Source organism: Streptomyces longispororuber (assembly GCF_014656095.1).
Taxonomy (GTDB): Bacteria; Actinomycetota; Actinomycetes; order Streptomycetales; family Streptomycetaceae; genus Streptomyces; species Streptomyces longispororuber.
The window spans coordinates 1-20,304 of the sequence record NZ_BNBT01000071.1; the positions used below are offsets into that span (position 1 = coordinate 1).

Consider the following 20,304-nt stretch of genomic DNA (forward strand, 5'->3'; position numbering starts at 1 on the left):
GGCCGCCGCGCGCAGCGCCTCCGCGTCGAGGCCGGTCGCGTGCGGCCGGTGCCCCGGGCGCGTCGTGGGGCGTGGCCCCGGAGTCGTACGCGCCGCCCGCTCGCGCCCGGTCCCAGCCGTCCCGCGGCCTTGCCCTGTCGTCCTCCGCTCCGCAGGAGCACGGTTCGCTGTCCCTGCGGGAGCGAGAGGTCGTCCAACTGGTCGGCAAAGCCATGACCAACGCGCAGATCGGCCGTCAACTGGGCATCTCCGAAGGGACGGTGAAACGGCACCTGCACAACATCTTCGTGAAGCTGCACGCCGTGTCCCGGCTCGATGCCGTCAACAAGGCCGTGTCCTTGTCCCTGATCATGCTTCAGTGAGGACGCGTCACGCCCCGGCGAGCTGGGGCGTTGCCGTGGTGGAGGGGCGCCAGGCGCGGGCGACCTCCATCACGTACCGTCCGTAGTCGGACGTGCCGAGCCGCTCGCCGAGGCGGTGGCAGGCGTCGGCGTCGATGTAGCCCATGCGCAGGGCGATCTCCTCCAGGCACGCGATGCGCACGCGCTGCCTGCTCTCCAGGATGCCGACGAACTGGCTCGCCGTGAGCAGCGCCTGGGGGGTGCCGGTGTCGAGCCAGGTGAAGCCGCGGCGCAGCTCCACGAGGCGTGCCCGGCCCTGCTCCAGGTAGCGCAGGTTGACGTCGGTGATCTCCAGCTCGCCGCGGGCCGACGGCCGGATGTTCTTGGCGATGTCCACCACGTCGTTGCTGTAGAAGTACAGTCCGGTGACCGCCTGGTTGGAGCGGGGCACGGCCGGTTTCTCCTCGATCGACACCAGGCGCCCCTGGTCGTCGACCTCGCCGACGCCGTAGCGCTCCGGGTCGCTGACCCGATAGCCGAACAGGACGCAGCCGTCGACGTCGCGCGCGTTGCGCTGAAGCAGCGGGGACAGGCCGGGCCCGTGGAAGAGGTTGTCACCGAGCACGAGCGCGACGGAGTCGTCCCCGATGTGGGGGGCACCGATGATCAGCGACTCCGCGAGGCCGTTGGGCCGCTCCTGCACGGCGTAGGTGAAGTTCACGCCGAGGCTGCTGCCGTCGCCGAGCAGACGCTGGAACTGCGGCAGGTCGTCCGGCGACGAGATGATGAGGATGTCGGTGATCCCGGAGAGCATCAGCACCGAGATCGGGTAGTAGACGGTGGGCTTGTCGTAGACCGGCATGAGCTGTTTGGACACGGCGAGTGTCGTGGGATACAGCCGCGTGCCGCTGCCTCCCGCGAGCACGATCCCTTTCATGGCTTTCCCTCCAGGCCGAGGAGTGTGCTCCTTCCGGCCGGTGGGCGACGGAAGCGAGCGGTCCGGGATGCAGCACATCACCGCGGGTTCGCGTGGATTTGGTGGGCCGGTCGAGCTGGGCAGGGACCGCCGCCCGGCCTTCCAGCCGTCGTCGAGGGGCGCCTGCGATGGTTCCGGCGCCCTGAACCCGACCGCGGAGGAACCCCGTGCGCGTCCTCGTCATGACCAGTCCGGTGCCCACCCACCTCACTCCGATGGTGCCCCTCGCGTGGGCGCTGCGTGCCGCCGGCCACGAGGTGCTCGCGCTCTGCCAGCCGGACGTGGCGGCCACCGCCCGGGGGGCCGGGCTGAACGTCACGGTGGTGGGCGGCGTGTACGACGACATCGGCAGGCGGCGCCGGGCCGCGGGGGCGGGGGCCGCGGAGCAACGCCACCGGCCCCGGGACGAGTCGGGGAAGCGGCCGGAGCCGTCGGCCGACGAGGGCGCCCCGCCCTGGGCGATGTTCGCGGCGCGGTGGCGGGAGCGGATGGACCACGTACTCGCTCCCGCCCTGGCGGCGGCGCGCGGGTGGCGTCCCGATCTGATCCTGGCGGACCCGTTGGAGTTCGCGGCTCCGCTCGTCGCCGGTGAGCTGGGGGTGCCCTTCGTACATCACCGCTGGGGGGTGGACGCGCACGGTGACGAGCGCTGGAGCCGGGCCCGGGAGGTGCTCGCGCCACTCACCGGGGCGGGAATGCCGGACCCGGCACTGATCCTCGACCCGTGCCCGCCGGGGCTTCAGTCCCCGGAGCTGAGCCCGGGCGCCGGGATCCGCTTCGTGCCGTACAACGGCGGCGGCAGCAGGCCGTCCCCGCGGGGGTGTTCCGAGGGCGCCGTCTGCGTCTCCTTCGGCACGCGGGCGCTCGCGCTGGGCGGGGCGGAGCTGTTGCGCCGTACGCTGCGCGCGCTGAGCGGGCCGGGCGCGCCGGGCCCGGTGGTCGTCGCGGCGCCCGCGGGGACCCGGGAGGGGGTGGGCGGGGCGGGGGACGGCGTGGTGTTCCTCGAGGACGTTCCGTTGACGCTCTTCCTTGAACGGTGCGTGCTGGTGGTGCACCACGGCGGGGCGGGTACGGCGCTGACGTCGACGGCGTTCGGGCTGCCGCAGCTCGTGCTGCCGCAGGCGCCGTACCTCGTCGAACACGGGGAGCGCCTTGCGGCGACCGGGGCGGGGGCCCTGCTGAGGGAGGACGAGCAGGGCGAGCACCGGATCCGCGCGGCCGCGACCGCGCTCCTCTCCGGTCCCGGGCCCGCCCGCGCCGCGCGGGGGCTGGCCTCGGCCGCCGCCGCTCAGCCCGCCCCCTCCGCGTGGGTCGCCCCCCTGGAGCGGCTGGCAGCGCGCTGAGCACCGCGAAAAGAGGAGCGGGGCGGTCGCGCTCGGGGGAAGCGCGTACCGCCCCGCGGTCGGGTCGGGGCCGAGGTCAGCCCTTGGAGGGAGCGGCGCTCGTCTCGGCGTCCGCCTCCGTCCAGCTCCTCTTCGCGTCGTGCATCGTCTCCTTCACGAAAAGGGAGAGCACCACGGCGACGACCGACACCGCGGCGGCGGTGAGGTACATGACGTGGTTCGCCGAGACGAACGCGTCCACGACGCTGTCCCGCACGGACGCCGGCAACTCCTGCACCGAGCCCAGGTTCGACACGTTCCCGCCGAGCCGGTCCGACACCTCACCGGGCAGCTTGTCGTCGAAGGAGGCGTTGAGCAGCACACCCAGAAGCGCGGTGCCGAGCGCCTGTCCCATCCGGCCGAGGAACCGAACCGATGTCGTGGCGACGCCCAACTCATGTGCTTCCACGGCGTTCTGCACGGCGAGGATCGACACCTGCATCAGGCCGCCGAGCCCGGAGCCGAGCAGGAACAGGTCGACCGCTATGACCCACGGCGAGGTGTGCTCACCGAGCAGCCCCAGCAGCGCGAGCGCCGCGGTGCACAGGAGGTTGCCGATCACGAGGACCATGCGGTAGCGGCCGGAGCGGGCGATCCACAGGCCGCCCGAGGTGGAGAAGATCACGAGCCCGAGCGCGAGCGGCACCGTGAACATCGCCGAGCTGGTCGGCGTCTGCGACCGCGCGATCTGCATGTACGTCGCCAGGTAGACCGGTGCGGACATCACCGCGAGGCCGGTGACGATCTGCAGCGGCGTCACCGTGCGGTAGACCGGGTTGCGGAACAGCGACAGCGGCAGGATCGGCGCGGGCACCCGCCGCTCCCACCAGACGAACGCCACGGAGACCAGTACGGCCCCGGCCCCCATCACGAGGATCAGCGGCGACGTCCAGGAGTACTTGGTGCCGCCCCAGTCGGTGACCAGCAGCAGCCCGCTCGCCGCGGCGGCGATGAGCACCGCGCCGACCACGTCGACGGGCTCCTTGCGCCGCGCGCCCGCGGGCAGGTGCAGCGCGTACACCATGACCGCGACGGCCGCGATGCCCAGGGGCAGGTTGATGAAGAACAACCAGCGCCACCCCAGGTGTTCGCTGACCACACCCCCAAGGAGCGGGCCCGCGACACTGCCGCCACCGATGATCGCGCCGCCGAGGCCCGAGCGCCGGGCCCGGTCCTTCGGGGGCGAGATCATGGCGACGATGACGAGGGTGACGCCGACGAGGCCGCCCGCGCCGAGACCCTGGACCGCGCGGAACAGGATGAGCTGCCGCATGTCCTGGGCGGCGCCGCACAGCATCGAGCCCACCAGGAACAGGCCGGTGGCGAAGAGGAACACCTTCTTCGGCCCGAAGACGTCGCTGAGCTTGCCGTACAGCGGCTGCGTGGCGGTGGACGCCAGCAGGTAGACGGTGAACAGCCAGGGCAGCAGGTCGAGGCCGTGCACGGGGTCGAGGTCCCGGGCCATCGTCCACGCCGAGCTGCCGACGATGGTCTGGTCGAGGCTGGCCAGCAGCAGGATGCCGAGGGCGCTGGCTGAGGTCAGCTTGATCATGTTCGGTGACATCGCCTTCGCGGCCCCGGGCGCGGGGGACGCCTTGGCGGCGATTGGTCCTGTCATCTCCGCGTGGCTCCTTCTTCGGCGGGGCGAGGCGATGGGGCCTCGCTTGTCCGGTTGCCACCGTGGAGGGCGTGGCTGAGCCGGAGCTGTCAGCGGGCTGAGCGGGGGCTGAGCCGGGCCGCACGCGGCTGTCCGCGGCCCCGGGTGCCCGCCCTCAGTGGTTGTTCTATAGAAGTTCTAGAGGTAATGTTCATGTCGTCAGCTTCTTCTGTAGAACTTCTGTAGATGAGAGCAGGTGGTCCGTGATGAACGACGCCGAGATCCCCCCGACCGTCGAGTCCGCCGAGATCCGTGCCGTGCCGCCCGTCGCCCCGCGCGCGGAGTCGGCGCTGCCGCCGGAGGCCGCGGTGGGCTCCGCGCCCATGGCGATGCGGCCCGCCGGGCCGCCCGCGGGGACGACCGCGCTGCGCGCGTACAAGCCGGGGCGCGGTGACATCCGTACGGCCGCGCTGACGCTGCTCGCCGAGGAGGAGCGGCTGAACGGGAACCAGATCGTCCAGCGCATCGCCGAGCGCAGCCACGGCGCATGGCGGCCCAGCCCCGGTGCGGTCTACCCGGCACTGGAACAGTTGGAGAAGGACGGACTGATCGAGCCCGTGGAGGGCGGCGGGCGCCGCGGCTTCCGCCTCAGCGAGGCGGGACGCGTCCACGTCGAGGAGAACCGCCGGCAGGCGGAAGCGGTCTGGCAGGGCGTGGCATGCGCGGGGGACGCGCGGACCAGGGAGATCGACGTCTTGTGCGAGCACGTGGTCACCGCGGTGCGGCACGCCCTGTACGAGGCCGACGACGACCGCTACGCGGAGGTCCGGGGGGTTCTCGTGGACGCTCGGCGTTCCCTGTACCGCCTGTTGGCCAAGTAGCGCCACGAGAGCAGGCCGGGGGCGGGGCGGGGCACGCTGTCCCCCGAGCCGGTGGCGGAGCCCGCCGTGCGGCCCCGCTGCCCTCCGGGGCCACCGGAGGCCTCCACCCGGGCCCGATCGAGGCTGGACGCCCGTGCTGACGATGGACGGCGCATGTCGTCCGATCGTCAGCCGGTGAGGGAGAACCCCCATGCGCGTCCTGCTCATGAGCACCCCCGTGTCCACTCATTTCGCTCCCTCCATCCCGCTGGGATGGGCGCTGCGCGCGGCGGGGCACGACGTCCTGGTCGCGGGGCAGCCGGACATCGTGGGGACGGCGCACGGGGCGGGGCTGTGCACCGCCGTCGTCGGCGAGTGGTTCGACGCACTCGAACCGCTCACTTCGGGGCTGCCCGAGGGCAAGAGGCCGATCGAGGTCGGGCACACCCGGGTCCGCGACGGCCACTGGGACGACGTCAACAAGATCTGGCTCATCCACTGCCGCTACATGGTCTCCCAGTACCTCGCGCTGGCCCGGGAGTGGAAGCCCGACCTGATCGTCGCCGACCCGTTGGAATTCAGCGCGCTGCTCGTCGGCGGTGTCCTGCGGATCCCGGTGGTCAACCGGCGCTGGGGCGTGGACCCGGCGGGCTTCCCCGGCCAGGAGATGGCCGCCCGCACCATGGGTACCATGCTCGGCCGGCTCGGCCTCGACGGGCTGCCCCGGCCCGCCCTGGTCCTCGACCCCTGCCCGCCCAGTCTCCAGGTCCCTGAGGCCCCGGCGAGCCAGGGCATGCGGTACGTGCCCTTCAACGGCTCCGGCTCGCTGCCCGAGTGGGCCGCGGAGAAGCCCTTCGGGCGGCGCCGGGTGTGCGTGACGTTCGGACGGCTGACGGCGGCACTGAACGGGCTGCCGCTGGTGCGGACCGTCGCGGAGGCCGGCGGCGCGCTCGACGACGTGGAACTGGTGCTGACGCTGGAGCCCGAGTTCCAGGGCGAGCTGGGGCCCGTGCCCGGCAACGTACGCGTCGTCGACCCGGCCCCGCTCAACCTCTTCCTCGACACCTGTGACGCGGTCGTGCACCACGGCGGTGCCGGATCCACGCTCACCGCCTCCGCGTTCGGCCTGCCGCAGCTCGTGCTGCCCGGCATCACCGACACGTTCGTCGTCGCCGACCGCGTCGTCGCGACCGGCGTGGGCCGCGCCCTCGACGAGGCCGGGACGCAGAACGACCCCGAGCAGGTGCGGGCGGCACTGCGCGCCCTGCTCGACGACGACGGCCACGTCACGGCCGCCGCCAAGCTGCGCGACGAGATGGCCGCGATGCCGACGCCCGCGCACCTGGTGCCGATGCTCGAAGAGCTGGCGGGCTGAGCGCCGTGCGGGTGCTCTTCGCCTCGGTCTCCGTACCGAGCCATCTGCTGCCCATGGTGCCGCTGGCCGACGCGCTGCGGGCCGCGGGCCACGACGTCCTGCTCGTCTGCCAGCCCGACCTCCTCCCGCACGCCGAGTCCGCAGGACTGCTCACCGCCGTCGTCGGCAGCGAGCGGCTGGAGGCCGAACGGCGCCGCAAGATGGCGCAGGTCGCCAAGGAACAGGCCGCCGTGCCCGGCGGGGTCTGGCAACCCACCTGGGAACAGCTCGCCGCTCGCTGGCGGCAGCGCGTCGAGGGCGTCATCGACGACTACGTGTCGGTGGGGCGCCGGTGGCGGCCCGACCTGATCGTCGCCGACCCGCTGGAGTTCGGCGCGCGCGTCCTCGGTGGTGTGCTCGACGTGCCGGTGGTGGTGCACCGTTGGGGCCCCGAGACCATGACCACCGAGGCCGCCGGGCCCGCCCGCGAAGCCCTCGCGGACCTGTGCGACCGCCTCGGCCTGCCCGACGGGCTCCCCGACCCGGCGGCCATCGTCGACCCGTGCCCGCCCGGACTCCAGTTCCCCGAGGCCGCGCCCGCCATGACGGCCCGGCACGTGCCGTTCAACGGCACCGGATCGGTGCCGCCCTGGGCCCGGCGGACCCCCGGCGGCCCCGCCCGGATCTGCGTGTCCCTCGGCAGCATGCCCGCACACCTCGGGGGGCTCACCCTCCTGGAGACCCTCGCCACGGCGACGGCCGGCCTCGACCGGGTCGAACTGCTCGTCCCGCTCGCCGCCGAGCTACGTGAGCGGGTAGGCCACCTGCCACCGTCGGTCCGGCTGGTCGAACCGACACCGCTGCACCTGTTCCTCGACGGCTGCTCGGCCGTCGTCCACCACGGCGGCTCCGGTACGGCTCTCACCGCGCTCGCGCACGGGCTGCCGCAGGTCGTGCTGCCACAGTTCAACCCGGCCCTCGCCCAGTGCGGTCGGCGAGTCGCCGACGTCGGCGCCGGGATCAACCTCACCGCCGCCGACCAGCTCGACGCCGCAGGCATCGCCGACGCGCTGCGCACCGTGCTCCACGACCCCGAGCCACGCGCGGGAGCCGAGCGGATGCGCACCGCCATGACCGTTCAGCCCACCCCGGCCGCGCTCGTCCCGGCCCTGGAGGCACTGGCCTGAGGGCGGTCGCACCGTGACCCGCGCTCAGGGCGCGGGTGTTTCGGGGCGTCCGGCCGCCTCCCGCAGCAGTGCGATCGCCGCGGCGCGGCGGGTGGCGGCGCCACGCCCGTACGCGGCGGCGTACTCGGCCTCGGGCAGATGACGCCGCACGGCCCCGGTGACGCGGTCCGCATCCGGCCGGGCGAGACCGCCGTCCGTACCGTGCAGCGCGCCGGCGGTGCCCAACAGGGTGGCGGCGCGTGCCGGACGGCCCTCGGCGAGTTCCGTCTCCGCGAGCAGTTCCAGCAGACCGACGAGGACGCCGGGGTCCGGCACCGGCGGCAGTGCCGCCACCGCCTCGGCGAACCGCTCCCGGGCGGCGGTCGCGCGCCCCGCCGCGGCCTCGACGAAGCCCAGCGACACGAGCACCAGGGCGTGCACCCGGTCCACGCCCCGGCCCGACGCAGCCAACTCCGCGAGGGCCTGCTCCAGCCACTGCCGCGCCTCCTCCGGCGCCCCCGCCCAGCGCGCCACCTCGCCCGTCGCCCACAGCGCCAGCGTCCGCTGCTCACGCGCGCCCAGCTCGTCCGCCAGGCGCAGCGCGTCCGCCAACTCGCCCCGGGCGCGTTCCAGGTCGCCCGCGTGGGCCCGCTCGGTGGCGAGCCGCACCATCAGCAGGGCCTGGTCCTCGCGGTCGCCCAGCTCCGCGACCAGACGCAGCGCCTCCTCGAGGATGCCGACCGCCGCGCCCGGCTCGCCGCGCACGCCCGGTGTCTCCGCCGCCGCCACCAGCGCCTGCGCCGTGCCCCAGCGTTCGCCGATCCCGCGGAACAGGCCGGCGGCGACACGGTAGTCGGCCGCCGCCCGCTCCGGTTCACCCAGCGTCATCGCGATCCGCCCGCGGTGCAGCCGGGCCAGTCCCCGCACCCACGGGTCGGGGTCCTCGGACCGGCGGGCCAGCGACTCGAGGAGCGAGCCGTCGCCGCTGAGCATGCTCGCGATGGGCTCGAACAGGCCGAGCGCCGGATGCGAGAACGGGTGCCCGTCCCGCTCCATGCCGTCGATGAGGGCGCGCGCCTCGGTCAGGCGGGAGTGGAAGTCCTCGGGTGCCCGGCCCGCGTCGTCCGGCTGCGGTACGGCGGTGACCAGGGCCAGGACCCGCGCGGCGGGCGGCACCTCGACCGGGTTGAGGGCCAGGGCGCGCCCGGCCCACTGCGCGGCCTCCTGGCGGCGCCCGCGCAGGAACCAGTACCAGCCGAGGGCCGCCACCAGCCGGGTCGCGAGACGGCTCTCGCCCCGGTCCACGGCCCAGGCGAGCGCCGCCACCAGCTCGTCGTGCTCGGCGGTGAGCGCCCGCAGCCAGTCGAGCTGGTCGCGGCGGCGCAGTTGCGGCTCGGCGCGCTCGGCGAGGTCCAGGAAGAACTCCGCGTGCCGGTGGCGGACCCGTTCGCCGCGGCCGGTGGTGTCCAGCTTGGCGAGGGCGAAGGCGCGGACGGTCTCCAGCATCCGGTAACGGGGCTCACCGTCGGTGTCGGTGACGGTCAGGAAGGACTTGTCGACGAGCCCGGTCAGCGCGTCGACGACATCCTGTCCGAGTACCGTCGGGCGCCGCGCGTCCGGATCGTCGGCGGCCACCCGCTCCACCGTCCGCAGCACCGCCCCACTGCGGAACACGGCGAACGCGGCCGCCAGTTCGCGCTCGGTGGCGGTCAGCAGCTCCCAGCTCCAGTCGACCACCGCGTGCAGCGTCTGCTGCCGCGGCAGCGCCGTCCGGCTGCCCGCGGTGAGCAGCGCGAACCGGTCGTCGAGCCGGTCACGGACCTGCCGCGGTGACATCGAGCGCAGCCGGGTCGCGGCCAGCTCGATGGCGAGCGGAAGTCCGTCCAGGGCACGGCAGATGTCCAGGACCACGCCCACGTTGTCCTCGGTGACCCGGAACGAGGGGCGCGCGGCGGCGGCGCGCTCCGCGAAGAGCCGCACCACCGGACTGCGCACGGCGGACTCCGCCGGGGTGAGCGGATCCGGCACCGGCATCGGCAGCACCGGCACGAGCTGTTCGCCGGTGATACCGAGGGGCTCCCGACTGGTGGTGACCACCCGCACCTGCGGGCACTGCCCGAGCAGCGCGTCGACCAGCTCGGCGACGGCGTCGACGACCTGCTCGCAGTTGTCCAGGACCAGCAGCGTCCGCTTGTCCCGCAGCGCCGCCACCAGCCGGTCCCGTGGGCCCTGCGGGCTGGTGCCGGCCGGGGCGATCAGCCCGCCCGCGCGCAGCCCGAGCGCGGTCACGACGGCCTGCGGCACGTCGGAGGGTTCGGTAACGGCGGCCAGCTCGACCAGCCACACCCCGTCGGGCACCGCCTCCGCGAGCCGGGCCGCCGACTCGGCCGCCAGCCGCGTCTTGCCCGCGCCGCCGGGGCCGACCAGCGTGAGCAGCCGCCGGGTGCGTACCAGGCGCTCGATGTCGGCGACTTCCCGCTCCCGGCCGATGAAGGGGGTGAGCTGGGCCCGGATGTTGGTACGGGGGCGCGGCGCGGGAACCACCGGCGGCTCCGCGCTCGCCGGCTCTCCCGGCCCCTTCGCGGTCTCCGAAACTCCCGGTTCGCGTGGGGCGGCGGGAGCCGGGCGGCGCCTCGGCGGCGCGGCCTCGCCGCGCAGCACGGCCAGGTGTGCGCGGACCAGGTCGGGGCCCGGATCGACGCCGAGTTCGTCCGCGAGCAGGCGGCGGGCGTCCCCGTACGCGGCGAGGGCGTCGGCCTGCCTCCCGGCGGCACTCAGCGCGCGCATGAGCTGGGCACGCGGACGCTCCCGCAGCGGATGCGCGGTGACCAGCGCCTCCAGCTCGGGCACGAGCCCGGCACCGTCCCCCGCGGACAGTTCGGCCTCGACGCGATCCTCCGTGACGGCGAGGCGCAGTTCCTCGAGCCGGTCGCGCTGGCCGCGGACGAAGCCGGTGTCGTCGAGGTCGGCCAGGGCGGGGCCGCGCCACAGGGCGAGCGCCGCGCGCAGCGCCGCCGCGGCCCGTACGTCGTCGGCACCGAGCAGGGAGCGCCCCCGCGCCGCCAGGTCCTCGAACTCCCGGACGTCCAGGGCCTCCGGCGGCACCGCGAGACGGTAGGCGCGCGGGCGCGACTCGACCAGGCCCTCCGGCAGCGTCCGGCGCAGCCGGGACACCAGGACCTGAAGGGCGTTGACGGCGCCCGCGGGGCGGTCGGCGTCGCTCCACAGCTCCCCGATGAGCAGTTCGCTCGGCACCGGCCGCCCGTCCGCCAGGGCGAGTCGCACCAGCAGCGCGCGCAGCCTGCTGCCCGGCACCGCCACCGCCGCGCCGTCCTCCGTCCGGACGTCCAGCTCGCCCAGCATGCCGATCCGTACCCCACTCGCCACCCGACCATTGTGCAGGCGGCCCGGTGGGAGCCGCCCGGCCGTGCCGGGCCCGGGGGCCGGTGCGACCCGCAGGCGGGCCGGCGTCATCCGGACCCGCGCAGTTCCGCCTCCAGGGCGAGACACTCCTCGTACGTCGGCAGCAGCCCCGCCGCGGCGGCCTCGGCAAGGCTCATCGCGGCGGCGTCCTTGTCCGACATCAGCGGAGCCTCCGTCAGGCCCCAGTCGATGTCCAGGTCCGGGTCCAGGGCGTTGATGTCGACCTGGCTGCCCGGTACGAACTCCGAGGAGCACAGGTAGCACACGCAGGCGTCGTCGGTCAGCGCGAGGAACCCGTGGCCGAGCCCCTCGGACAGGTAGACCGCCGCACCCGATGCGGCGTCCAGTCGCGTCATGTCGTACCGGCCGAACGTGGGGGAGCCGATGCGCGTGTCCACGACGACGTCGAGGACCGCACCCCGCACGCACGTCACCACCTTCGCCTGCCCCGGTGGCGTCACCGTGCCGTGGATACCGCGCAGCGTGCCCCGCCGGGAGCTGGAGAAGTTCACCTGCGCGACCGGAAAGGGCCGTCCCGTCTCCTCGGCCGCCCGGCTGTACCGGTGCAGCTCGAAGAACGACCCGCGGCGGTCGGAGTGCTGTTGCGGTGTGATCCGCCAGGCGCGCGGCACCGCGAGTTCCCGAATGTCCATAGTCCGGGCAACGTAGGCAGCACCGTTCGATTCTCGATTGAGGCCCCGTAGGGGAGACCGGTACGGCGGGAGCGATGCCGGGGGGCCGCCCCGAGGGGGCGCGCGAGGAACGGTGCGGCCGGCCCCTCCCGCCCGCACCTCGCTGACCCGCCGCGATGAGGCAGCCATGCCCCCGCCGCCTCCGGCCACGAGGCACCGTGGACACAGCCTTGAACCCCACCGGGGACCATGCCGAGGCGCCCCGCAGCGACCCGCCGCCCCCGGCGGCACGACAGGGGCGGACAGGCACCGGGTGCGCGGAGGTCCCCATGTTCGGCAACGCCACAGACCAGCACGACACCCCCACGGGCGGCCCCGCCCGGGTGGTCGTACTGGGCGGAACCGGTTTCGTAGGCAGACACGTGTGCGCTGCGTTCCGGGACGAGCACAGCGACGTGATCGCCGTGTCCCGGCACGCGTCCTCGATCCCCCCGGGGACGCGTGCCCTCGCCCTGGACCTGTGCGCGACCCCGCCCGCGGAGCTGGCTCGCGCCCTCACCGACGGCCGCCCCTCGGTGGTGGTGAACGCCGCGGGCGCCGTGTGGGCGGCGTCGGAGGCGCAGATGGTCGTCGCCAACGTGAAGTTGGTCCGATGTCTGCTGGATGGACTGCGCCGGGCCACCGCCCCTGTACGCCTCGTCCACCTGGGCTCCGTGAACGAGTACGCCCCCGCCCACGCGGGCCGGCCCGTCCACGAGAACACGCCGACCCACCCCACCACCGCGTACGGGCAGACCAAGCTGCGCGGCACCGACCTCGTCCTGAACGCGGCCCGGCGCGGCGACGTCGACGCCCTCGTGCTGCGGATGGCGAACATCGCCGGGCCGGGCTCACCCGTCGCGAGCCTGCTCGGCCGGGTCGCGCACCAGTTGCGGCTCGCCGCTCGCGAGGGCCGCACCGCCGAGATCCGGCTCACCCCGCTGCGCGCGGCCCGCGACTTCGTCGACGCCACCGACGCGGCGGCAGCCGTGCGCGCCGCCGCCCGCTCCGGGGCCCGCGCCCGCGTCGTCAACATCGGCAGCGGCCGGGCCGTCGCCGTGCGCTCCCTGGTGGAGCTGCTGATCAAGGTGAGCGGAGTACCCGCGGAAATCATCGAACAGCCGCTCCCGCAGGGTGACGCCGCGGCCCCGCCCGAATGCCTCGAGGTCGACATCCGGCTCGCCCGGGACCTCCTCGGCTGGTCGCCGCACCGCCGCCCGGAGGACGCGGTCGCCGACCTGTGGCAGGACCTGTCGGCGCCCCCGGTCTGAGGGGTGCGCCCGCGCGGGGGGCGATGGCCGCCCTCCGGCACACCGGACATGGAAGAAGAGGCACATGCGCGTACTGTTCGCGACCTGGACGGGATCGTCCCACCTGCTGCCGATGGTGCCGCTCGCCTGGGCGGCGCGGGCCGCCGGGCACGACGTCAGGATGGCCGCCCCGCCATCCTGCACCGACGCGGTCGTCGGCGCCGGGCTGACCGCCGTGCCGGTGGGCCGGGACGTCTCGCGCGAGGAACTGGCCCGCCGCACCGAGGGGCTCGCCGCCTGGCTCGGCGAGAAGGCGCCGTGGCCGCGGGACTGGGCGCGCTCGCCCGAGACGGCGGGCGGCGAGGTGGCGGCCGTCTACCGCGCCCTCGCCGAGAAGCAGTTCGTGGTCGCCGACGCCATGGTCGACGACCTGCTGGCGTTCGCCCGGCACTGGCACCCGGACGTCATCGTGCACGACAGCGTCTGCTACGCCGCCACCGTCGTCGGAGCGGTCCTCGGCGTCCCCGCCTTCAGCCATATGTTCGGCTCCCCGATGATCACCCGTAACGAGCTCCAGGACATGACGGGCGACCCGCTGCCGGGCTATGCCGCGCTGTTCGAGCGGTTCGGCGCCGAGCCCCCACGCGGCCCGGCCGGCTGGATCGACCCCTGCCCGCCCGAACTCCGCTGGCCCGCCGACGTGGAGCGCACCGACATCCGCTTCGTCCCCTACAACGGCAGCGGCGCCGTCGAGCCCGCGTGGCTGCGCGAGCCGAAGCGTCGCCCCCGGGTCTGCCTCACCTGGGGCCTGACCGCGGCCCAGGTGCGCCCCGAGCGGATGCCGGAGGCCTTCGAGCAGACGCTCAAGGCGGTGACCGCGCTGGACGTGGACGTCGTCCTCGCGGTCACCGCCGCGCACCGCGGACTGCTCGGCTCACTGCCACCGCGGGTCCGGGTCGCCGAGAACATCCCGTTCTCCCTGCTGCTGCCCGAGTGCGACGCGCTGATCCACCACGGCGGCACCGGAACCGGCCTGACCGCGGTGGCTGCCGGGGTACCGCAGCTCATGTTCCCGCTCGCGCCGGTCCTCGCCGCGTTCGCCGAGCGGGTCGACGCGGCGGGCGCGGGCATCATGCTCGACCCGTACCGGGCGAGCGAGGCCCCGACCGTCGAGGCCGCCCTGCGGACGCTGCTCGCCGAGCCCGCCCGCGCCCGTACGGCGGCGGTCCGCGCGGGGATGACCGCGCTGCCCGCCCCGGCCGATGTCCTCTCCCTGCTCCGTACGGCTGCGGACTGCGCGCGCTGACCTCCTGGGCACCCGCTTCCGCCTCCTTCCACAGGGGGGCGCCCACCCCCGGAACGCCTCACAGGGGCGCCCCGGCCGGAATCGGCCGGGGCGCCCCCGCATGCGTGCTCAGTACTCCGGCACGCACTCCAGAACGGTCCAGTCGCCTGCGTCCGGCTCGTGCGTGAGGCGGAATCCCGCTCCGGCGAGCAGCCGGCGCCACTCGGTGAGATTGCGTTCCCGGCCGCCCATGACCACCATCATGTCCAGGTCGAGGAGCTTGGCCGGGTCCCAGGCGTTCATCGGCGCCACGACCTGCTCCAGGATCAGCAGTCGCGCCCCCGAGTCGCCGATGGCCTCCCGTACCCGGCGCAGGATCCGCCCGGCCGCGTCGTCGGGCCAGTCGTGCAGCACCGTCTTCAGAACGTACGTGTCGCAGCCGGTGGGCAGCGCGTCGGTGAAGAAGTCGCCGCCGACCACCTCCACCCGGTCGTCGACCCCCCGCTCCTTGAGGAGTGCCTCGGCAGTGGCGGCCACCTGCGGCCGGTCGAAGAGCACGCCCCGCGCGTCCGGGTACCGCTGCAGGAGCGAGGCGAGGAAGTAGCCGCGCCCGCCGCCGACGTCGGCGATCCGCTCCGGGCGCCCGAAGTCATGGCGTGCGAGGTAGACGGCGCCGAGGCGGCGGCTGATGCCGGTCATCGCCGCGTCGAAGACCCGCGCGGCCTCCTCGTCGGCCTCCAGGTCCTGCCAGAACGACCGCCCGTGCACGTGGTCGAAGCCCGGACGGCCCGTACGGACGCTGTGCCCGAGGCCGGTGAACGCCCGGTTGAACTTCTCCGAGCCATCGAGCAGCACCGCGTCGCGCACGCTGTCCGGCACGTCCCGGCGCAGCCCTTCGGCCAGCTCGGTCAGCGCGAACACCTCCTGCTCCACCTCACGGAACAGGCCGACCAGCACGGCGAACCTGAGCACCCGGTAAAGCTGTGTCGCGTCGCAGCCGACGGCCTCGGCGATTTCCCGGACCGGCCGGGGCCCGGCGGCGAGCGCATCGGCCACGCCGAGGTCGGCGAGCGTGTGCACGACGGCCGTGAACCGCTGCCCGTTGGCGAGCAGCATCAGCTTCAGCCGCGGCGGCACCGGGCCGTCGGGGGTGACGAGGTCCAGCGGCACCGCCGGCACCGCTTCGCGGGCCGTGACCGCGGCGGTCGGGTCAGACATCGTTCCGTTCTCCATTCCTGGCGCTCTCGGCGTCCATGAGGTGGTGGGCGAAGACCCCGGCGGCGGCCCCGAACTGGAGCACCGCGTGCCCGGCCGCGCAGTTCACGTCCCGCCAGGCCCGCTGCACCGGGCCCCCGGTGTGCTGGGCGCGGGCGCCCCCCGCCCGGAAGAGGCGGTCGACGGCGGAGCCGAGCAGTTCGGCCGCGTACGCGAAGTCCCGCGGCGCTCGGGCCAGTTCGCGTTGCGACGGTGTTCCGCTGTCGGCCGCGGCCGCGGCGCGCTCCAAGAGCAGATGGGCGGCGTCGATCTCGGCACCGGCGCGGGCGAGTGCCGTCTGGGTCGCCGGGTTGGCGCGCGCGGGTTTGCCCGTGATCTCCGTCTTGGCCGCGAGCCGCGCAGCCGAGTCCCGTAGCGCCGCGCGGGCCGCGCCGAGTGCCGGAGCCACGAACGTCAGGCCGTTGACGGCCTTGAACGGCACCAGGGCCCGTTCCCCGTCGACGACTCCCGCCATCAGGTCGGCCTGCGCACACGTCAGACGTGCGGGGACGTACACGCCGTCCAGGGCAACGGCGTTGCTGCCGGTGCCCGCCAGGCCGACGTTGTCCCAGGTGTCCAGGACGCGGTAAGCGGCACGCGGCACCATGAAGAAGCGGTACTCGCGCTCCGGCGTGATTGCGCCGAGCAGGGTCCAGGCCGCGTCGTCGACGCCGCTCGCGAACGGCCAGGTGCCGCTCAGGCGGTAGCCGTCACCGTCCCGCGCCACCTGCCCGGCGGGCGCGACGGACGCCGCGAACAGCTCGTCGGCGCCCGCCTCCGCACCCCAGACCTCGGCCTGCCCGGCGGGCGGCAGATGCGCGGCCATCCGGCCGAGGATCGCGTACACGGCCGCGTTCCAGGCCGTCGCCGCGCAGCTCTCGCCGACCTCGGCGACCGCGCGCAACAGCGCGGTGTACGAACCCTCGGCGCCGCCGTGCGCGGCGGGCGCGAGGTGCCGGGCGAAGCCCGCGCCGCGCAGCGCGCCGACGACCTCGGGGGCCAGCCGGCGCCGGGCCTCGGACGTCTCGGCGAACCTGGCGGCGACCGCCACGAGTTCGGCGGTCCTGGGCGTGCGCGGTGGTGCGGCGTGGGCGGGGGCTGCGGTGGTCAACGGGTGTCCTTCCGGTGCGGCCCGTGGGCGGGCGCGGCCGAGGGGCCGGCCGCCGCGAGGGATTCGAGGTGGGGCACGAGGGCGGCCGGGGCGGGCTGGGCGAGCATGTCGTGGCGCAGCTCGCGGGCGGCGCGGGCGTGCGCGGCGTCATCGAGCAGTCCGAACAGCGCGTCGCGGATCTGCCGCGTAGCGGACCGCGGTGTGTCGGCGGCCAGTTCACCGCGTACGAGGTGACGCCCGGCCCCGAGCGTCTCCAGGCGGTCGCCCGTCATCATCTGCTCGGGGCGCGGCGAGACGATCAACTGGGGCGTACCGGACCAGACGGATGTCATCGTCGTGCCGCCGCCGCCTTGGTGGACGACGGCCGCACAGGACGGAAGGAGGAGGCTCAGCGGCAGGTTCTCCACGACGCGGGTACCGGCGGGCAGCCCCTCCGGCGGGGCCTGTCCGGCGTCCGACAGGGCGAGGACGAGGTCCGCGTCGAGGTCCCGCACGGCGGCGAGGACCTGGTCGAAGACCTCCGGGGCGCCACTGCCCCCGATGCGGCCGCTGGTGAGGCCCCAGGTGACACAGACACGGGGCCGGGCGGGCGCGTCGAGCAGCCAGTCCGGGCCCGCTCCGGGACCGTTGTAGGGCACGTAGCGGTAGCGGAGCCGGGGATCGGGCGACGGCAGCGACATGCGTGGCGGGCAGGGGTCGATCCAGACGTCCGGCTCGGCCTTGGGCGCCACGCCGAACCGCTCGAACAGCGCCGCGAAGTCCGGCGCGAGGTCTCCGGTGAGGGGGTCGCGGTGGTGCTTCGGCAGCACGATGTTGCCCCACAGGGTGGCCGCGGTCGGCACGTCGAGCACCGCGCCCGCCACCAGGCCCGCGAAGGTCACCGCGTCGTGCACGACCAGGTCGGGCCGCCAGGCGCGGGCGAAGCCGACCAGGCCGTCCACCATCGCCGCGGCCATCGCGGTCTGCTTGTGCCCGAGCGCGGCGTACATCTCCCGCTGCGGGGGACTGAGCAGCTCCGGTCTGCCGAGCCAGTCGTTGGTCCACCGGGCCTGACGGTGCCAGGAGCTCAGGGCGGGTGCCGTGGACATCCCGACGAGGTCGGCGTCGTCCGCGACCGTCACCGGGCTCAGCCCGGCCCGGCCCACGGCGTCGGCGAGCCCAGGACCGACGGCGACCCGGACGTCGTGTCCGGCGGCCTGCAGGGCCCAGCCGAGAGGGACCATCGGATAGAGATGGGACGGCCATGCCCACGTGGTGAGCAGTACGCGCAAGATCATCACCTCGAACGGGGTCGGGAAACGCCGGGGCGATGGTTTCGCCGGGGCTTCGACGGCGGGCCGAGCCACGGTCGAGGAGGCCGGTCCGGGCCACGAGGTGCCATGGCCCGGCCCCGGGGGTGTCGGCCTGCGGCCCGCCGACCGGTTCGCACGAGCCGGCCCCGGTCCTCCTCCCGCCCGTTCTCCCTGCTTCGAAGCAGGTTCGAGGCCGGGGCGCCATGCTCTGCCCGGCCATGTCGGCCGGACGAGCGGACGGAAACAGGAGGGTCGGATGGACTGGGGTGTGCGGGACCGGACGGTGCTGGTGACCGGGGGCAGCAAGGGCATCGGGCTCGCCGTGGCCAGGGCGTTCGCCGCCGAGGGGGCGCGGGTCGCGCTGACCTGGCGGTCGGACGAGGAGGGCGCCGCACGTGCCGCCGAGGAGCTGGGTGCCGCTGACGGCCGTGCCTGCCACGTGCGGTACGCGCTCGACGAGCCGGACTCGCCCCGGGCCGCCGTCGACGAGGTGACCTCCCGCTGGGGTGGCGTCGACGTGCTCGTCGCCAACGCCCTCGTACGGCCGCGCCGCCGCACCCCCGGAGAGCGGTTCGAGGACCTGTCGCCGGACGAGTGGGTGCCGCTGCTCGAGGGCAACGTGTCCGGCACCGTCCGCACGGTGCAGGCGGTGCTGCCGGGGATGCGGAAGCGGGGCTGGGGACGCGTGGTGTTGGTGTCCTCGCACGTGGCGGTCGACGGCAAGCCCCGCCAGGAGATCTACGGCGCCGCGAAGATGTCGCTGCACGGCCTGACGCGCAGCCTCGCCTGGGACGCGGGCAGGGACGGCGTCCTGGTCAACGTGGTCAGTCCCGGCCTCACCCTCACCGAGGGTGTCCGCACCGTCCTGCCCGCCGAGGTGCGGGACGAGGAGCGGCGGCTGACCCCGACGGGTCGCCTGAGCGAGCCGGAGGAGGTCGCCGCCGCCGCGCTGTTCCTGGGCTCCGGCGCCAACGGCAACATCTCCGGGCAGGTCCTCACGGTCGCGGGCGGACGCTGAGGCGGGGCGGCGCCCGCCCCCGGGCGTCTGCGTGCCCAGGTGAGATCCCTGCCCCGAGCCGGTGCCACGGGGGCCGCCCCCACGGCGAGCCGACCGGCCGCACCGGCCTGAACGCCGTGCTCCGTTCCGCCCCGCCGCGGCACCGGCCACCGGCTCGACGTGGCCCACACCGCACGGGCCCGTCCCGGCCCGACGGCTCGCCGGGCCACCGGCCTCACACGGTGGCGCTGCTCAGGATCTCCACGACCGCCGCCGTGCAGGTGTAGCCCGCGCCGCCGCCGAACAGCAGCACCCGGTCGCCGGGCACGACGGCTCCCGTCTCCGTCAGCTCGGCGAGCCCGGCGAACTGGTCGCCCGCGCCGAGGTGCCCGGTCGTGCGGCCGTACGACCAGGAGGTGCGCTCGTCAGGTATCCCGAGCAGGTCGTGCAGCTCGTGCCCGGTGCCGCGCCGGGAGACGGGGATGACGGCCCGTGCGATGTCCTGGACGTCCGTGCCGGAGTCTTCGAGGACGCGGGTCCTCGCCGCGACCAGCAGGTCGATGTAGCGGTGCGTGAGGTCCTCGTACGCCGCGGCACGGGCGCCGTCGACGGTGCGCTGCCCCAGGTCGACCGTCGGCACGGGCTCCTGCGGGTGGCGTCGGAACGGCTCGTCGCCGCGGCCGAGTATCTCCAGTGAGTTGTCGGCGGACGTCACCGTGGCGAGCACCCGGGCGAAGCCGCCGCGGGTGGAGAGGACCAGCGCGCTCGCCCCGTCGCCGTACATCGTCACGTCGACGGTGTTCCAGCGGTCGACGCGGGGCCCGGAGAACCGGTCGGCCGTGGTGATCAGGGCTGCGTGCCCCGAGGCCGGACCGGCGCCCAGGTAGGACGCGGCGAGTTCCAGGCCGCCCATGCCGCCGTTGCAGCGCTGCGCGATGCTGAACGCGGGCACCTGCCGGCCGACGGCCTCGTGGGCGACGTAACTCGCCTCGGGCCACATGTCGATGCCCTGGTACCAGAGCGAGGCGTGCAGAACCAGGGCCACGTCCGCGGGATCGGTACCGCCGTGGCGCAGCGCCTCGCGGGCCGCCCGCACCGCCATCCGCGGCGGTGCGTCCTGCTCGGCGTCGGACGCCACCGCGAGCGAGGTGATGCCGCGCAGTCGACGCCGCTCGGGCTCCAGGAGGCCCGCGGCGACGGCGTCGTCGGCCGACACGAGGGGCGGCAGCCAACTGGCCACACCGGACACATACAGGTTCTCCCAACGCAAGGAAGCCTCCCGGTTCAGGGTCGTGCAACGAGACGGCCGCCACCCTGGCAGGCGTCCTTGGAGCACGCGTCGAGC

General features: G+C 74.7%; 16 protein-coding genes. 8 read left to right on the forward strand and 8 right to left on the reverse strand.

Going from position 1 to position 20,304, the window contains the following annotated elements; all coding sequences use genetic code 11:
* A partial coding sequence (locus tag IE330_RS21605) for a response regulator transcription factor (RefSeq protein ID WP_190137742.1) occupies window positions 1-362 on the forward strand: 362 nt, incomplete at its 5' end.
* 7 nt (window positions 363-369) lie between these two features.
* On the opposite strand, the gene rfbA is transcribed toward IE330_RS21605, so the two are convergent.
* On the reverse strand, window positions 370-1,278 hold the full coding sequence (rfbA, locus tag IE330_RS21610; RefSeq protein WP_190137743.1) for a glucose-1-phosphate thymidylyltransferase RfbA: 909 nt from the start codon (window positions 1,276-1,278) through the stop codon (window positions 370-372).
* Between the two features lie 206 nt (window positions 1,279-1,484).
* Between rfbA and IE330_RS21615 the strand changes: the two genes are divergently transcribed.
* A complete protein-coding gene (locus IE330_RS21615) occupies window positions 1,485-2,660 on the forward strand; it encodes a nucleotide disphospho-sugar-binding domain-containing protein (protein WP_190137744.1) in 1,176 nt (391 codons plus the stop codon).
* A gap of 76 nt (window positions 2,661-2,736) precedes the next feature.
* Here the strand turns inward: IE330_RS21615 and IE330_RS21620 are convergent, their stop codons facing one another.
* On the reverse strand, window positions 2,737-4,317 hold the full coding sequence (locus IE330_RS21620; protein ID WP_190137745.1) for an MFS transporter: 1,581 nt from the start codon (window positions 4,315-4,317) through the stop codon (window positions 2,737-2,739).
* A 245-nt stretch (window positions 4,318-4,562) separates the two neighbouring features.
* Between IE330_RS21620 and IE330_RS21625 the strand changes: the two genes are divergently transcribed.
* The 3 genes from IE330_RS21625 (at window position 4,563) to IE330_RS21635 (ending at window position 7,697) form a co-directional block, all read left to right on the forward strand.
* A complete protein-coding gene (locus tag IE330_RS21625; protein ID WP_190137746.1) occupies window positions 4,563-5,177 on the forward strand; it encodes a PadR family transcriptional regulator in 615 nt (204 codons plus the stop codon).
* 190 nt (window positions 5,178-5,367) lie between these two features.
* On the forward strand, window positions 5,368-6,531 hold the full coding sequence (locus tag IE330_RS21630; RefSeq protein WP_190137747.1) for a nucleotide disphospho-sugar-binding domain-containing protein: 1,164 nt from the start codon (window positions 5,368-5,370) through the stop codon (window positions 6,529-6,531).
* A 5-nt stretch (window positions 6,532-6,536) separates the two neighbouring features.
* Complete coding sequence (locus tag IE330_RS21635; RefSeq protein ID WP_190137748.1) at window positions 6,537-7,697, forward strand: nucleotide disphospho-sugar-binding domain-containing protein; 1,161 nt, start codon at window positions 6,537-6,539, stop codon at window positions 7,695-7,697.
* Window positions 7,698-7,721: 24 nt separating this feature from the next.
* Here IE330_RS21635 and IE330_RS21640 read toward each other — a convergent pair whose 3' ends face one another.
* Together IE330_RS21640 and IE330_RS21645 are read right to left on the reverse strand one after the other, a co-directional pair.
* Complete coding sequence (locus tag IE330_RS21640; protein WP_190137749.1) at window positions 7,722-11,063, reverse strand: AfsR/SARP family transcriptional regulator; 3,342 nt, start codon at window positions 11,061-11,063, stop codon at window positions 7,722-7,724.
* Between the two features lie 83 nt (window positions 11,064-11,146).
* Window positions 11,147-11,752 (reverse strand): dTDP-4-dehydrorhamnose 3,5-epimerase family protein, encoded by a 606-nt coding sequence (locus IE330_RS21645; RefSeq protein ID WP_190137750.1) that lies wholly within the window; start codon window positions 11,750-11,752, stop codon window positions 11,147-11,149.
* A 308-nt stretch (window positions 11,753-12,060) separates the two neighbouring features.
* On the opposite strand from IE330_RS21645, the gene IE330_RS21650 reads away from it, so the two are divergent.
* Together IE330_RS21650 and IE330_RS21655 are read left to right on the forward strand one after the other, a co-directional pair.
* Window positions 12,061-13,041, forward strand: coding sequence for an NAD-dependent epimerase/dehydratase family protein (locus IE330_RS21650; RefSeq protein ID WP_190137751.1), 981 nt, complete (start codon window positions 12,061-12,063; stop codon window positions 13,039-13,041).
* Window positions 13,042-13,105: 64 nt separating this feature from the next.
* Complete coding sequence (locus tag IE330_RS21655; RefSeq protein ID WP_190137752.1) at window positions 13,106-14,326, forward strand: nucleotide disphospho-sugar-binding domain-containing protein; 1,221 nt, start codon at window positions 13,106-13,108, stop codon at window positions 14,324-14,326.
* 108 nt (window positions 14,327-14,434) lie between these two features.
* Here IE330_RS21655 and IE330_RS21660 read toward each other — a convergent pair whose 3' ends face one another.
* The 3 genes from IE330_RS21660 to IE330_RS21670 are packed head-to-tail and all read right to left on the reverse strand — an operon-like array spanning window position 14,435 to window position 17,947.
* Entirely contained in the window at window positions 14,435-15,523 is a 1,089-nt protein-coding gene (locus tag IE330_RS21660) for a methyltransferase (protein WP_190137753.1), read from the reverse strand.
* The gene (locus tag IE330_RS21665) at window positions 15,516-16,670 is read right to left on the reverse strand and encodes an acyl-CoA dehydrogenase family protein (RefSeq protein WP_190137754.1); all 1,155 of its coding nucleotides are present in this window, start codon (window positions 16,668-16,670) and stop codon (window positions 15,516-15,518) included. Before IE330_RS21665 ends, IE330_RS21660 begins: the two co-directional genes overlap by 8 nt.
* Window positions 16,667-17,947, reverse strand: a complete 1,281-nt coding sequence (locus IE330_RS21670) for a nucleotide disphospho-sugar-binding domain-containing protein (RefSeq protein ID WP_190137755.1) — start codon at window positions 17,945-17,947, stop codon at window positions 16,667-16,669. The genes IE330_RS21665 and IE330_RS21670 overlap by 4 nt, the downstream gene beginning before the upstream one ends.
* 271 nt (window positions 17,948-18,218) lie before the next feature.
* On the opposite strand from IE330_RS21670, the gene IE330_RS21675 reads away from it, so the two are divergent.
* Entirely contained in the window at window positions 18,219-18,980 is a 762-nt protein-coding gene (locus IE330_RS21675; protein ID WP_190137756.1) for an SDR family NAD(P)-dependent oxidoreductase, read from the forward strand.
* A gap of 214 nt (window positions 18,981-19,194) precedes the next feature.
* Here IE330_RS21675 and IE330_RS21680 read toward each other — a convergent pair whose 3' ends face one another.
* Window positions 19,195-20,229 carry a ketoacyl-ACP synthase III family protein gene (locus IE330_RS21680; RefSeq protein ID WP_190137757.1) on the reverse strand — a complete coding sequence of 345 codons (1,035 nt, stop codon included), beginning with the start codon at window positions 20,227-20,229 and terminating at the stop codon, window positions 19,195-19,197.
* Window positions 20,230-20,304 lie beyond the last annotated feature (75 nt).